This window comes from Streptomyces sp. NPDC054872 (genome assembly GCF_053610705.1).
Window position 1 is genome coordinate 304,355 of the sequence record NZ_JBSGYY010000001.1, and the last position, 13,627, is coordinate 317,981.

Here is a 13,627-nt window from a genome sequence, read left to right on the forward strand (position 1 = left end):
AATGAGGCAACGCGTCAATGAGTTGAGGCCGTACGTCGCTGGACGAGCACCGCGGCGACGATGATCGCCCCCTTGGCGATCTGCTGGACGGCGGTCTCCAGGTTGTTGAGCGCGAAGATGTTCTGGATCGTGATGAAGATCAGTACGCCGAGCACGGAGCCGATGATGGTGCCCCGGCCGCCGCTGAGCAGGGTGCCCCCGATGATCGCGGCGGCGATGGCGTCGAGCTCGTAGAGGTTGCCGTTGGTGTTCTGGCCCGACCCGGAGAGGATGATCAGCATGAAGGCCGCGATGCCGCAGCAGAGGCCGGAGAGCAGGTAGAGATAGAGACGCTGCCTGCGTACGTCGATGCCGGCGAGGCGGGCCGCTTCCGCGTTGCCGCCGACCGCGACCGAGCGCCGGCCGAAGGTGGTGCGGTTCAACAGCAGCCAGCCGACGACGGTGACGGCCGCGAAGACCAGCACGAGCGGCGGGATGCCGAGGATGTAGGAGTCGCGCTCGCCGAGCTTCAGCACACTGTCCACGGTGACCATTTGGGTCTTGCCGTCGGTGATCTCCAGCGCGAGGCCCCGGCCCGCGGCCAGCATGGCGAGCGTCGCGATGAACGGCACCATGCCGCCGTACGCGATGAGCATGCCGTTGACGAGGCCGCAGGCCATGCCGACGATCACCGCGGTGAACAGGATGCCCGCGAAGCCGTACTCCTGGGTGGCGACCGTCGTCGCCCAGACGGAGGCGAGGGCGACGATCGCGCCGACGGACAGGTCGATGCCGCCGGAGATGATCACGAAGGTCATGCCGACCGTGACGACGCCGATGACGGACGCCTGGGTGAGGATCAGCTGGACGTTGTCGGTGTCCAGGAACGAGTCGGGCTGGGTGATGCCGCCGATCAGGATCAGGACGGCGAGCACCCCGAGCAGGGACAGCGTCCGCACGTCGGCACGTGCGACGACGGTCCGCAACGGGCTTGTGCCGTCCGCCGGTTGACTCTTCGATGCGGCGGGCCGTGGCGGCGATGCGGGCTGCGTCATGACGCCGGGCTCCCTTCGAGTACGAGGTCGAGTACGCGGTGTTCGTCGAGGTCACGGGCGGGCGCCGTATGGACGACGCGGCCCTCGCGAAGGACCAGGACACGGTCGGCGAGGCCCAGGACTTCGGGCACTTCGCTGGAGACGAGCAGGACGGCGAGGCCGTCGTCGGCGAGCCTGCGGATCACGGAGTACAGCTCGGCGCGGGCGCCGATGTCCACGCCGCGGGTCGGCTCGTCGAGCAGCAGGACGCGACAGCCGCGGAGCAGCCAGCGGGCCAGTACGGCCTTCTGCTGGTTGCCGCCGGAGAGCGTGCGCACGGGAGCGGTGGGGTTGTCGGGGCGCAGCGAGAGCTCGCGGGTCGCGCTCTGCGCGGCCTTCCGCTCGGCGCCGCGGTCGAGCCAACCACCGCGCGAGAAACGGGACATGGAGGAGACCGACACGTTGTTGGTGACGGACTCCAGCATCAGCAGGGCCTGCGCCTTGCGCTCCTCGGGGGCGAGCCCGAGACCGGCGCGGACGGCTGCTCGCACGCTTCCGGGCTTCAACGTCTTGCCGCTCATGGTTACTTGACCTGCCGACGGCTTGCGCGCGCCGTAGATCGTCTCCAGGATCTCGGAGCGTCCGGAGCCGACGAGACCGGCCAGGCCGACGATCTCGCCGGGGCGCAGATCGAGGTCGAGGGGCTCGAACTCGCCGCCGCGGGCGAGGCCACGGACCGTCAACACCGGTTCGGCGAGCGGTGGTTCCACGGGCCGGTCGGGGAAGACGTACTCGACGTTGCGGCCGGTCATCATGGCGACGACCTCGCGGGTCGGGGTCTCCTTGGCGGGAAGTCCGACCGCCACCGCGCGGCCGTCCTTGAGGACGGTGACGCGGTCGCCGATGCGGCGGATCTCTTCGAGACGGTGGGAGATGTAGACGACGGCGACGCCGTCCGCGGTGAGATCACCGACGATGCGGAAGAGGTTGTCGACCTCGTCGGGGTCGAGGGCTGCGGACGGCTCGTCCATGACGATCAGGCGCACTTCGTGGGAGAGCGCGCGGGCCATGGACACGATCTGCTGCTGGGCGGCGGAGAGATCACCGACAAGCGTCCCCGGATCGATCTCCCCATGCCCAAGTCGCTTGAGCAGAGCACCAGTTGATGCTTTGGCGTCCTTGCCGCGCACCACGAAACCCGCCGTCGTCGGTTCATGTCCGAGGTGGACGTTCTCGGCGACCGACAGGCCCTCCACCAGGTCGAGCTCCTGGTAGATGGTGGCGATACCGAGGCGCATGGCGGCGATCGGCGACTTGAGCGCGGTGCGCTCGCCGCGCCAGGTGATCTCGCCGTCGTCGGGCTGGTGGGCCCCGGCGAGGACCTTGATGAGCGTGGATTTCCCGGCGCCGTTCTGGCCGAGCAGGCAATGCACTTCGCCGGCCTGGACCTGGAGGTCGACGCCGTCGAGGGCGCGGACGCCGGGGAACGACTTGGTGATGCCGGACATGGTGAGCAGCGGTGGTTCTGGTGCCATGACGGTTCCCTTGGGCGACTGGGGTATCCCCTGCTCGAGCGCAGCCGAGAGCTTGGGGAAGGCCGACGATTTCGGGCAGGGCAGAGCAGGGCGCTGTGCTGGGTGGGATGTTTCGAGGTGGAGGTGCGGGGTGCGCGCTGGTTCGATCGGGTTCCTACGGACCGGCCGTCAGGCCGGTGAGAACAGGTGGTCGCTGATGAGCCGGGCGCCGCCGATGACGCCTGCGGTCGGCCCCAACTCCCCCAGGACGATGGGGAGGTTGCCGGTCGCCAGGGGCAGCGACTGGCGGTAGACCTGGGTGCGGATGGCGGCGAGCAGCGTGTGGCCGAGGCCGGTCACACCGCCGCCGATCACCACGAGGCCCGGGTTGAAGAAGCTGACGAGGCCCGCGATGACCTGCCCGGTGCGGTTGCCGCCCGCACGGATGAGGTCGAGTGCGGTGGCGTCACCGGCGGCGGCCGCCGCGGAGACGTCGACCGCGCTGAGCTTCCCGGCGGCTTCCAGGCGGGCCGCGAGCTCCTGGGAGAGCCCTTGACCTGCGGCGTCCTCCGCGTCGCGGGCGAGTGCCGCACCGCTGAAGTACGCCTCGAGACAGCCCTTGTTGCCGCAGGCACAGGGCCGCCCGTCCGGTTCGACCTGGATGTGGCCGATGTCGCCCGCGCTGCCGGTCACCCCTCGGTAGACCTCGCCGCCGACGACGATCCCGCAGCCGATGCCGGTGCCGATCTTGACGCAGAGGAAGTCACCCACGGAGCGTGCGACGCCCGCGTGCTGTTCCCCCATCGCCATCAGGTTCACGTCGTTGTCGACCATGACGGGACAGCCCAGGTCCTGGCTGATGGCCTCCCGTACGGGGAAGCCGTCCCACCCCGGCATGATCGGCGGGGCGACCGGCACCCCCTCGGGGAAGCGGACGGGACCCGGGACGCCGATGCCGGCGCCGTCGAACCCTTCCGCGAGCCCGGATGCCTTCAACTTGGCCGCCATGGCGAGGACTTGCTCGAAGACGGCGACGGGGCCTTCGCGCACGTCCATGGGCTGGTTGATGTGGCCGAGGACCTCCAGCTCGGCGTTGGTCACCGCTACGTCGACCGAGGTCGCGCCGATGTCCACACCGAGGAAGCGGAGGGCGGGGGCCAGGCGGATGTTGTGGGAGCGGCGGCCGCCGCGCGAGGCGGCGAGTCCGTCGGCGACCACGAGTCCGGTCTCCAGGAGCCGGTCCACCTCGACGGCCAGCTTCGACCGCGAGAGGTCGACCTGATCGCCCAGCTGGGCACGGGAGTTGGGCCCTCCGTCACGCAGCAGTCGCAGCAGTCGCGCCTGGTGCGCATTGGCGGGTCGAGCCGTCATACGTCTCACGCGCCCCTCCCCGCCTCATCGGGCAACTCATGCCATCACGCCCGGCGTTCGTTCTTCTCTCCGGGCTTTCGAGGGGAACGTAGCAGCGCCTGCCGGGAGTGGGAAGAAGTTGCGCACGAATTACCCATGACTTTCTCCAGTCACAGGACAAAGGGGCGGACAGACGTGTCCCGCGCATGACCTCCGGGCTGTGCACGGCGGGCGGCGCCCGCGCCGTGGCTCGCCCGCCGCACGTGGGCGGCTCCTTCGTCGTCGTACGGACCGAGGTCCACGACGACGAAGGGCGCCTCGCCGGGCAGACCACGCGGACCCAGGCGGTCCTGGCGGACCGGCGGGGCTGACGCGTCACGCGTCGCGGTCGCGCCGATGGTAGGTCTCGCGGGTGTGCTCGGTGTGCGCGCGCATGATCTCCGTGGCCCGGCCCTCGTCGCGCTCGGCGATCGCCGCGATCAGCCTGCGGTGCTCGATCCAGGACTGCTTGCCGCGCTGACGGGCCACCGGCGTGTAGTACCAGCGCACACGGCGGTCCACCTGTCCGGCGAGTTCGGCGAGGACGACATTGCCGGCGAGCTCCATGACCTTGGCGTGGAAGGCCGCGTTCGTGGCCACCACCAGGTCCACCTCGCCGTCGGCGACGGCCTTCTCGCCCTTGTCGCACAGCTCTTCCAGGGCGGTGATCCCCGCGGTGCCCGTGTTGGCCGCGGCGAGCCGGGCCGCCTCCGCCTCCAGGAGCGTGCGGACCGTGAGCAGCTGGTCCGCCTCCTCCTCGGTGGGCTCGTGCACGAACGCGCCCTGGGCGGGCCGCAGATCGACCCAGCCCTCGGTGTTGAGCCGCTGCAGCGCCTCGCGCACGGGCTGCCGCGACACCCCGAGGTGCCCGGCCAGTTCACTCTCCACGAGGTGCTGGCCCGGCTGGAGCGCGCGGGTCGTGATGAGTTCGAGCAGCGCTTCGTAGACCCGCTCCCGGAGCGGACCAGGGCGTTCCAGCTTGGGCACCGCCCCCTGCGGCAGTCCTGTGGACAACATCGCGGTCCCCTCCTCGACGATTGCCTTTTGTCTACAGTCTACTGAGCACAATGGCCAGCGCCAGGGGGAGTCGTTCCGGTCACACCGCTCGACGCGCGGTGTCCCGCCGCGCCGACGGCGGTCCCGCCGCCTTACGGGCAGCGGATGACCTGGCCCGCGTACGACAGGTTCCCGCCGAAGCCGAAGAGCAGCACCGGGTCCCCGTGGTTGATCTCGCCGCGCTCCACCAGCTTGGACAGGGCGAGCGGGATGCTGCCCGCCGAGGTGTTGCCGGAGTTCACGACGTCGCGCGCGACGACCGCGTTGACCGCGCCGATCCGCTCGGCGAGCGGCTCGATGATGCGCAGGTTGGCCTGGTGCAGGACGACCGCCGCCAGGTCCGCCGGGGTGAGACCGGCCCGCTCGCAGGCCTTGCGGGCGAGCGGCGGCAGCTGCGTCGTCGCCCAGCGGTAGACGCTCTGGCCCTCCTGCGCGAACCGCGGGGGCGTGCCCTCGATCCGGACGGCGTTGCCCATCTCGGGCACCGAGCCCCAGAGCACGGGTCCGATGCCGGGCTCCTCGCCCGGGCCGCACGCCTCGACGACGGCCGCGCCCGCACCGTCCCCGACCAGCACGCATGTGGTGCGGTCCGTCCAGTCGGCGACCTCCGACATCTTGTCCGCGCCGATCACCAGGGCACGGGTGGCGCCCCCGGCCCGTACGGCGTGGTCGGCCGTGGCGAGCGCGTGCGTGAAGCCCGCGCAGACCACGTTGATGTCCATGGCGGCCGGCGAGGGGATGCCGAGGCGGGCCGCCACCCGCGCCGCCATGTTCGGCGAGCGGTCGATCGCGGTGGAGGTGGCGACCAGGACCAGGTCGATGGCGTCGGGCGCCAGGCCCGCCGCGGCGACGGCCTTGGCCCCCGCGTGCGCGGCGAGCTCGTCGACCGGCTCGTCGGGTCCCGCGATGTGCCGGGTGCGGATGCCCACGCGGGAGCGGATCCACTCGTCGCTCGTGTCGACCATGCCCGCCAGATCCTCGTTGGTCAGGATCTTGGCGGGCTGGTAGTGGCCGACGGCGGCGATGCGTGAGCCGTGCATGAACGGGTCCCCCTTGTTGCCGGAGATGCGGGACCGTCCAGTCTGCTCAGCGACTCACCAGTAACAGGACGCGTAAAGCGACAGGAATCGGGCGATGGGTTTGGCAACTTCTCATCATCACGTCACCCGGTGAAGAGCTGGGTGGCCTTGTGTACGAGCTCATACACCCCATATGCGAGCGGAACCCCCACCCAGGCCCAGGCGGCGACGATCAGCGCCCGGCGGCGGGGCGGATCACTTGGCGGCGTGCTGGTCGGTGCCGTCATGGGCTGCCTCCCTCGGGGCGGGGATGTGGTGGCGGGCGTGGACAGGGCGGACGAACTCGTTCGCCACGAAGCCGACGACAAGCAGTCCGATCATGATCGTGAGGGAGAGGCCGTAGAGCCCCGCCCCGCTCTTGCCCGCCTCTTCCTGGCGGTCGGCGACCCAGTTGACGATCAGCGGGCCGAGAACGCCCGCCGTCGACCAGGCCGTGAGGAGACGGCCGTGGATCGCGCCGACCTGGTAGGTCCCGAACAGATCCTTCAGATACGCGGGGATCGTCGCGAACCCGCCTCCGTAGAAGGAGAGGATCACCAGCGCGCAGACGATGAAGAGCGGCTTCGAGCTGTCCCCGAAGAGGACGATCAGGAGATACATCAGCGCGCCGACGCCCAGATAGACGCGGTAGACGTTCTTGCGGCCGATCAGGTCCGACGTCGACGACCAGCCGATGCGTCCGGCCATGTTCGCCGCGGAGAGCAGGGCCACGAAACCCGCCGCCGCGGCGGCCGACACCGGTGTCGAGGTGTCGGCGAAGAAGTCGGTGATCATCGGCGCCGCCTTCTCCAGGATGCCGATGCCCGCGGTCACGTTCATGCAGAGCACGAGCCACAGGCACCAGAACTGGGGGGTCCGCACGGCCGCCTGCGCGGACACCTGCGGTCCGTCGAGCACACCGGGGGCACCGGGCGTCCGCGCCCCCTCCGTACGCGGCACCCGCACCAGGAACACGCCGAGCGACATGAAGACGGCGTACGTGAGGCCGTGCACGAGGAAGGCGAGGGCGATGCCGTCGTTGTCCGAGCCGAAGGAGTCCAGCATCTGCGCGGACCACGGAGACGCGATGAGCGCGCCACCGCCGAAGCCCATGATCGCGATGCCGGTCGCCATGCCGGGACGATCCGGGAACCACTTGATCAGTGTCGACACGGGCGAGATGTAGCCGATGCCCAGACCGATGCCGCCGACGAAGCCGTAGCCGTAGACGATCAGCCAGTACTGGCTGATCGCCGCGCCGAGTGCCGCGATCAGGAAGCCGGAGGAGAAGCAGACGAGGGCGACCGTCATGGCCCAGCGCGGGCCGTTGCGCTCGACGAGGGTGCCGCCGAAGGCCGCCGAGAGGCCGAGCATCACGATGCCGAGCTGGAAGGGGAGCGCGCTCTGGGTGCCGCTGAGGTGGAGTGCTGATTCCAGTGGGGGTTTGAAGACGCTCCAGGCGTAGGCCTGGCCGATGGAGAGGTGTACGGACAGTGCGGCGGGCGGTACGAGCCAGCGGCTCCATCCCGGGGGTGCGACGGGGGGCCTCATGATCCCGAACAGTAGGAAGCCGGGAGGGGAGTTGGGAAGAGGCACGCGAGATTCCGTCGACGGTATGCAATGTGGCGCGCAACCCCTTGCTGGCCCAACTTCCATACTGTAGACAATATTCCATCGACAGTCATGGCATCCGAGGGCGGACCCTCGCCTCGCCGGCCCCATGCGATGTCGACCCCGAGCCTTCTTCGGATCCCTCAACCGAACGGAGCGCGCCACCGTGAAAGTCGCAGTCCTCGGCGCCGGTGCGATCGGCGCCTACGTCGGAGCCGCGCTGCACCGCGCCGGTGCCGACGTCCATCTCGTCGCCCGTGGACCGCATTTGGCGGCCATGAGGCAGCACGGAGTACGAGTCCACAGCCCGCGCGGCGACTTCACCGCGCGGGCCCACGCCACCGACGACCCGGCCGACATCGGCCCCGTCGACTACGTCTTCCTGGGCCTGAAGGCCAACTCGTACGCGGCGTGCGGGCCGCTGATCGAGCCGCTCCTGCACGACAGCACGGCGGTCGTGGCCGCGCAGAACGGCATCCCCTGGTGGTACTTCCACCGGCACGGCGGCCCGCACGACGGCCATCGCGTCAGCAGCGTGGACCCCGAGGGCGCGGTCAGTGCGGTGATCGCGCCCGAGCGGGCCATCGGCTGTGTGGTGTACGCGGCGACCGAGCTCGAAGGCCCCGGCGTCGTACGGCACTTGGAGGGCACGCGGTTCTCCGTCGGCGAACCCGACCGATCGCGCTCCGAGCGCTGTCTCGCCTTCAGCGAGGCCATGCACGCGGGCGGCCTGAAGTGCCCCGTAGAACCCGAGCTGCGCGGCGACATCTGGATCAAGCTGCTCGGCAACATCTCCTTCAACCCGATCAGCGCGCTCTCCCGCGCCACCATGCGAGAGATGTGTCTGCACGGCGGCACGCGCCGCGTCATCGAGATCATGATGAACGAGACGCTCGCCGTCGCCGCGGCGCTCGGCTGCCGCCCGGACATCTCCGTGGAGCGGCGCCTGGCGGGCGCCGAGCGCGTCGGTGACCACCGCACCTCCACGCTCCAGGACCTGGAGCGCGGCAAACCCCTTGAACTCGACGTGCTGCTCGCGGCCGTCGTGGAGCTCGCGGAGATCACCGGGGTCCCGGTGCCGACGCTCCGAACCGTCCACGCCATCTCGGATCTGCTGGCCGACCGCATGAGGAGCGCGGCATGAGCGGGAACACGAGGAGCGCGCCATGAGCGAGAACACCTGGAGCGTGCCATGAACAGGAAGCGGGACCGGGTGCCCACCACGTACACCCGGCTCACCCACCCCCTCGTACGCGACTCACGCGACGAGCCGTTGCGCCGGGCCACCTGGGAGGAAGCCCTGACCCGGACGGCGGCCGGGCTGCAGGCCGCACGCGGCGCGTTCGGGATGTTCTCCTGCGCCCGCGCGACCAACGAAATGAACTACGTGGCGCAGAAGTTCGCCCGCGTGGTGATGGGCACGAACAACGTCGATTCCTGCAACCGCACCTGCCACGCCCCGAGTGTCGCGGGTCTCTCCGCGGCCTTCGGGTCGGGCGGCGGCACGTCTTCCTACGAGGAGGTCGAACACACCGACCTGATCGTGATGTGGGGCTCCAACGCCCGCTTCGCGCACCCGATCTTCTTCCAGCACGTCCTGCGGGGGATCAGGAACGGCGCCCGCATGTACGCCGTCGATCCGCGCCGCACCAAGACCGCCGAGTGGGCGGAGAGCTGGCTCGGTCTGAACGTCGGCACGGACATCCCGATGGCGCACGCGATCGGCCGCGAGATCATCCACGCGGGCCTGGCCAACCAGGCGTTCATCGAGCGGGCGACGTCCGGATTCGAGGACTACGCGGCCCTGGTCGAGCCATGGACCCTGACGCTCGCCGAGAAGGTGACCGGCGTACCGGCCGCCGCCATCAAGGAGTTGGCGCACGCCTACGCCCGGGCCGAACGGGCCCAGCTGTGCTGGACCCTCGGCATCACCGAGCACCACAACGGCACGGACAACGTCCGCGCGCTGATCAACCTCTCGCTCCTGACCGGCCACGTGGGGCGCTACGGCTCGGGCCTGCAGCCCCTGCGCGGGCAGAACAACGTGCAGGGCGGCGGCGACATGGGCGCGATCCCCAACCGCCTGCCCGGCTTCCAGGACATCCTCGACCCCGGCTCGCGGATGAAGTTCGAGACGGCCTGGGACACGGTCATCCAGCCGCGCTACGGGCTGACTCTGACGGAGATGTTCGAGGCGATGGAAGAGGGTTCGCTCAAGGCCGTCTACTGCATCGGCGAGAACCCCGCGCAGTCGGAGGCGGACAGCGAGCAGGCGGTGCGGCGGATGCGGGCCCTGGACTTCTTCGTGGTCCAGGACATCTTCCTCACCAAGACCGCCGAGCTGGCCGATGTCGTGCTGCCCGCGACCGCCGCCTGGGCGGAGACCGACGGCACGACGACCAACAGCGAGCGGCGGGTGCAGCGGGTGCGCAAGGCAGTGCGGCCGCCCGGCGAGGCGCGCGAGGACATCGACATCCTCTGCGACCTCGCCGAACGGCTCGGTCACGACTGGAAGTACGCGGACGCGCAGGCGGTCTGGGACGAGCTGCGGTCGGTGTCGCCGGACCACTTCGGCATGACGTACGACCGCCTCGAGTCCCTGCAGGGCATCCAGTGGCCCTGCCCATCGGAGGATCGGGTCGAACCGACGTACCTGCACGGGCGGTTGTGGGACGCGGACCCGGAGCGGCGCGGCATGCTCGCGCCCTTCGGGCTCGTCGCGCACGACCCGCCGGTCGACCTCACCGACGACTCGTACCCGATCCGGCTGACGACGGGACGGCGGCTCGACTCGTACAACACCGGTGTGCAGAGCGGGAGTTTCGCCTCGCCGCTGCGGCGGGGCGAGTACGTCGAGCTGTGCCCGGAGGACGCGGAGCGTTACGGGGTCGTGGTCGGCGAACAGGTCCGTGTGTCGTCCCGGCGCGGAGCGGTGACGGCGCCCGTGTGGGTGGACCCCGGGCTGCGTCCCGGCCTGGCCTTCATGACCATGCACTTTCCCGACGAGGTCGACACCAACCAGCTCACGATCGAGGCCAATTGTCCGATCGCGGGCACGGCGGAGTTCAAGGCGTCGGCGATACGAATCGACAAGCTGGCCGTGCCGGCGACGTGAGGTGACGTATGGATCTGCACTTCGGTGACAGCAAGCCGACGGACGAGGAGCGGGAGGCCGTCGACGCGGTGCTCGGTCCGCCCGAGTCGGCGTGGGAGGGTTCCGCCGACCGTAGCGACGCGGACCTGCGGTGGGCGCGGGGAGGCCGTGCGGCGCGGGAGCGGCGGGATGAGCTGTTGCCGGGGTTGCACGCGCTCAACGACCGCGTGGGGTGGGTGAGCGAGGGGGGTCTGGACTACCTCTGCCGGCGTCTTATGGTGCCGCCGGCGGAGGGGTACGGGGTGGCGACATTCTACTCCATGCTCTCGGTGCGGCCCCGTCCGGCGACGGTGGTCCGGGTGTGTACGGATCTTGCGTGCGGGGGTGGGGCGGAGCTGTGCGGGGAGGTTTCGGCGCGGCTCGGCCCTGCGGCCGGGGTGGCGGTCGAGGCCTCACCCTGCCTGGGGCTGTGCGAGCGGGCTCCGGCTGCGTTGGTGGTGCGGGCCGGTGTGCCTCCGGCGGTTCTTTCCCCAACCCCGCCCCTTCCCGAAATCGCGGCTCCGCCGCCTGGGGTGGCCGCCCATCGCCTTGACGGCTCGTCCTCAAACGCCGGACAGGCTGAAACCCTCCCGCCCGGCCGCGCGGCGGGGCCGCAAATGTCACAGCCGGGAAGGGGCGGGGTTGGGGAAAAGACCTACGTCACCGCAACCCTCGCCCCCGCCGCACCCGACGCCCTCACCCAAGCCGCCCTCGCCCCCGAATCCGCCCCCTCCGAGCCCCCCGCGGCCCTCGCCGTCCCCCAAGCGGGTCAAGACGGCCTCCTGCTCCTCAGCAGGATCGGCAAGGTGGACCCCACCTCCCTCGACGACTACCGCGCCCACGGCGGCTACACCGCACTCCGCACCGCCTTCGACATCGGCCCCGCCGCCGTCATCCGCGAAGTCACCGACTCCGGCCTCCTCGGCCGAGGAGGCGCCGCCTTCCCCACGGGAAGGAAGTGGCAGGCCACCGCGTCACAGCCCGACCACCCCCACTACCTCGTCTGCAACGCGGACGAATCGGAGCCCGGCACCTTCAAGGACCGGGTGATCATGGAGGGCGACCCGTACTCCCTCATCGAGTCGATGACCATCGCGGGGTACGCGACGGGCGCCCACCTCGGCTACCTCTATCTCCGCGGCGAGTATCCCCGCGCGCTCCAGAGGCTGACCGACGCCATCACCCAGGCACGCGCGCGTGGCCTTCTCGGGGACGACGTCCTCGGGCAGGGGTACGCCTTCGACATCGAGATACGGCGGGGCGCCGGCGCCTACATCTGCGGGGAAGAGACCGCCCTCTTCAACTCCATCGAGGGGTATCGAGGGGAGCCGCGGTCCAAGCCGCCCTTCCCCGTGGAGAAGGGGCTCTTCGGCAAACCCACCGCCGAGAACAACGTCGAGACCCTCGTCAACGTCCTCCCCATCCTCACCATGGGCGCGCAGGCCTACGCCGCCATCGGGACCGACACATCCACCGGGCCCAAGCTCTTCTGCGTCTCCGGCAGCGTCGAACGCCCCGGCATCTACGAGCTCCCCTTCGGCGCCACCCTCGGCGATCTCCTCACCCTCGCCGGAATGCCGGACAACCTGCGCGCGGTCCTCCTGGGCGGCGCGGCCGGCGGCTTCGTACGGCCCGACGAGCTGGACATCCCGCTCACCTTCGAGGGGACGAGGGAGGCGGGCACCACCCTCGGCTCCGGTGTCGTCCTCGCCCTGGACGACACCGTGCCGCTCCCCCGCGTCCTGCTCCGCATCGCCGAGTTCTTCCGGGACGAGTCCTGCGGCCAGTGCGTGCCCTGCCGGGTCGGCACCGTCCGGCAGGAGGAGGCCCTGCACCGCATCGTCGAGCGGACAGGGGCCGAAGCCGCCGGTGACATCGCTCTCCTGCGCGAGGTGGGGCGGACCATGCGGGACGCCTCCATCTGCGGGCTCGGCCAGACCGCGTGGAACGCCGTGGAATCCGCCATCGACCGCCTGGGGGCGTACAAGTGACCGCCGTACCGCTGGGAATCCCGCGCCGCCTCGTCGAGTTCACGCTGGACGGGCAGGACGCCAGAGTGCCCGAAGGGGCGACGCTCCTGGACGCCTGCCGCGCCGCGGGCAAGGACGTACCGACCCTCTGCGAGGGCGACACGCTCACCCCGAAGAACGCCTGCCGGGTGTGCGTCGTGGAGGTCGAGGGCGCCCGTACGCTCGCCCCGGCCTGCTCACGCCGGGCCGAGCCGGGCATGACCGTCCTCACCGACACCGAGCGCACCCGGCACAGCCGGAAGGTGGTGCTCGAACTGCTCGCCTCGTCCGTCGACATGTCGACCACACCGAAGGTCGCGGGCTGGCTCAAGGAGTACGACGCCAAGCCCGACCGCTTCGGCCCGGACGCCGCCCGCCTGAACGAGGAGCCCAGGGTCGACAACGACCTCTACGTCCGCGACTACGACAAGTGCATCCTCTGCTACAAGTGCGTCGACGCCTGCGGCGACCAGTGGCAGAACACGTTCGCCATCTCCGTGGTGGGCCGCGGCTTCGACGCCCGGATCGCCGTCGAGCACGACGGGCCGCTGACCGACTCCGCGTGCGTGTACTGCGGGAACTGCATCGAGGTCTGCCCGACCGGAGCGCTCAGCTTCAAGTCGGAGTTCGACATGCGGGCCGCCGGGACCTGGGACGAGGAGCGGCAGACCGAGACGACGACGGTGTGCGCCTACTGCGGAGTCGGCTGCAATCTGACCCTGCACGTGCAGGACAATGACATCGTGAAGGTCACCTCACCGCACGACAATCCGGTGACCCACGGCAACCTCTGCATCAAGGGCCGCTTCGGCTACCAGCACGTACAGAACCGGGACTGATCGAC

The 13,627-nt window shown here is 70.3% G+C and carries 12 protein-coding genes; 5 read left to right on the top strand and 7 right to left on the bottom strand.

Annotated features, from left to right (window positions below; translation table 11 throughout):
- Positions 1 to 14: 14 nt before the first annotated feature.
- The 3 genes from ACWGIH_RS01305 to ACWGIH_RS01315 form a co-directional block, all read right to left on the bottom strand.
- A complete protein-coding gene (locus ACWGIH_RS01305) occupies positions 15 to 1,034 on the bottom strand; it encodes an ABC transporter permease (RefSeq protein ID WP_453443784.1) in 1,020 nt (339 codons plus the stop codon).
- On the bottom strand, positions 1,031 to 2,548 hold the full coding sequence (locus ACWGIH_RS01310) for a sugar ABC transporter ATP-binding protein (RefSeq protein ID WP_453443782.1): 1,518 nt from the start codon (positions 2,546 to 2,548) through the stop codon (positions 1,031 to 1,033). The genes ACWGIH_RS01305 and ACWGIH_RS01310 overlap by 4 nt, the downstream gene beginning before the upstream one ends.
- 168 nt (positions 2,549 to 2,716) lie before the next feature.
- Positions 2,717 to 3,898 carry an ROK family protein gene (locus tag ACWGIH_RS01315; RefSeq protein WP_453443781.1) on the bottom strand — a complete coding sequence of 394 codons (1,182 nt, stop codon included), beginning with the start codon at positions 3,896 to 3,898 and terminating at the stop codon, positions 2,717 to 2,719.
- A gap of 185 nt (positions 3,899 to 4,083) precedes the next feature.
- On the opposite strand from ACWGIH_RS01315, the gene ACWGIH_RS01320 reads away from it, so the two are divergent.
- On the top strand, positions 4,084 to 4,248 hold the full coding sequence (locus tag ACWGIH_RS01320) for a hypothetical protein (RefSeq protein ID WP_453443779.1): 165 nt from the start codon (positions 4,084 to 4,086) through the stop codon (positions 4,246 to 4,248).
- A 4-nt stretch (positions 4,249 to 4,252) separates the two neighbouring features.
- On the opposite strand, the gene ACWGIH_RS01325 is transcribed toward ACWGIH_RS01320, so the two are convergent.
- The 4 genes from ACWGIH_RS01325 to ACWGIH_RS01340 form a co-directional block, all read right to left on the bottom strand.
- A complete protein-coding gene (locus ACWGIH_RS01325) occupies positions 4,253 to 4,933 on the bottom strand; it encodes a GntR family transcriptional regulator (RefSeq protein ID WP_365816007.1) in 681 nt (226 codons plus the stop codon).
- A 131-nt stretch (positions 4,934 to 5,064) separates the two neighbouring features.
- Positions 5,065 to 6,012, bottom strand: coding sequence for a beta-ketoacyl-ACP synthase III (locus tag ACWGIH_RS01330; RefSeq protein ID WP_453443777.1), 948 nt, complete (start codon positions 6,010 to 6,012; stop codon positions 5,065 to 5,067).
- A 122-nt stretch (positions 6,013 to 6,134) separates the two neighbouring features.
- Complete coding sequence (locus ACWGIH_RS01335; RefSeq protein WP_453443776.1) at positions 6,135 to 6,278, bottom strand: MFS transporter small subunit; 144 nt, start codon at positions 6,276 to 6,278, stop codon at positions 6,135 to 6,137.
- Complete coding sequence (locus tag ACWGIH_RS01340) at positions 6,247 to 7,581, bottom strand: OFA family MFS transporter (RefSeq protein WP_453443775.1); 1,335 nt, start codon at positions 7,579 to 7,581, stop codon at positions 6,247 to 6,249. The genes ACWGIH_RS01335 and ACWGIH_RS01340 overlap by 32 nt, the downstream gene beginning before the upstream one ends.
- 226 nt (positions 7,582 to 7,807) lie before the next feature.
- Here ACWGIH_RS01340 and ACWGIH_RS01345 point away from each other — a divergent pair, with 226 nt between their 5' ends.
- Genes ACWGIH_RS01345 through ACWGIH_RS01360 form a run of 4 tightly spaced genes read left to right on the top strand, consistent with a single transcriptional unit; the run spans position 7,808 to position 13,622 of the window.
- Entirely contained in the window at positions 7,808 to 8,785 is a 978-nt protein-coding gene (locus ACWGIH_RS01345) for a 2-dehydropantoate 2-reductase (RefSeq protein WP_453443773.1), read from the top strand.
- Positions 8,786 to 8,833: 48 nt separating this feature from the next.
- The gene (locus tag ACWGIH_RS01350; protein ID WP_453443772.1) at positions 8,834 to 10,756 is read left to right on the top strand and encodes a molybdopterin oxidoreductase family protein; all 1,923 of its coding nucleotides are present in this window, start codon (positions 8,834 to 8,836) and stop codon (positions 10,754 to 10,756) included.
- 8 nt (positions 10,757 to 10,764) lie between these two features.
- Entirely contained in the window at positions 10,765 to 12,765 is a 2,001-nt protein-coding gene (locus tag ACWGIH_RS01355; RefSeq protein WP_453443770.1) for an NADH-ubiquinone oxidoreductase-F iron-sulfur binding region domain-containing protein, read from the top strand.
- A complete protein-coding gene (locus tag ACWGIH_RS01360) occupies positions 12,762 to 13,622 on the top strand; it encodes a 2Fe-2S iron-sulfur cluster-binding protein (RefSeq protein ID WP_453443768.1) in 861 nt (286 codons plus the stop codon). Before ACWGIH_RS01355 ends, ACWGIH_RS01360 begins: the two co-directional genes overlap by 4 nt.
- Positions 13,623 to 13,627: the final 5 nt, after the last annotated feature.

Bases quoted from the DNA above. Each gene is read 5' to 3' on its own strand.
- ACWGIH_RS01305 (WP_453443784.1), bottom strand. From the start codon at position 1,034: ATGACGCAGCCCGCATCGCCGCCACGGCCCGCCGCATCGAAGAGTCAA.
- ACWGIH_RS01310 (WP_453443782.1), bottom strand. From the start codon at position 2,548: ATGGCACCAGAACCACCGCTGCTCACCATGTCCGGCATCACCAAGTCG.
- ACWGIH_RS01315 (WP_453443781.1), bottom strand. From the start codon at position 3,898: ATGACGGCTCGACCCGCCAATGCGCACCAGGCGCGACTGCTGCGACTG.
- ACWGIH_RS01320 (WP_453443779.1), top strand. From the start codon at position 4,084: ATGACCTCCGGGCTGTGCACGGCGGGCGGCGCCCGCGCCGTGGCTCGC.
- ACWGIH_RS01325 (WP_365816007.1), bottom strand. From the start codon at position 4,933: ATGTTGTCCACAGGACTGCCGCAGGGGGCGGTGCCCAAGCTGGAACGC.
- ACWGIH_RS01330 (WP_453443777.1), bottom strand. From the start codon at position 6,012: ATGCACGGCTCACGCATCGCCGCCGTCGGCCACTACCAGCCCGCCAAG.
- ACWGIH_RS01335 (WP_453443776.1), bottom strand. From the start codon at position 6,278: ATGACGGCACCGACCAGCACGCCGCCAAGTGATCCGCCCCGCCGCCGG.
- ACWGIH_RS01340 (WP_453443775.1), bottom strand. From the start codon at position 7,581: ATGAGGCCCCCCGTCGCACCCCCGGGATGGAGCCGCTGGCTCGTACCG.
- ACWGIH_RS01350 (WP_453443772.1), top strand. From the start codon at position 8,834: ATGAACAGGAAGCGGGACCGGGTGCCCACCACGTACACCCGGCTCACC.
- ACWGIH_RS01355 (WP_453443770.1), top strand. From the start codon at position 10,765: ATGGATCTGCACTTCGGTGACAGCAAGCCGACGGACGAGGAGCGGGAG.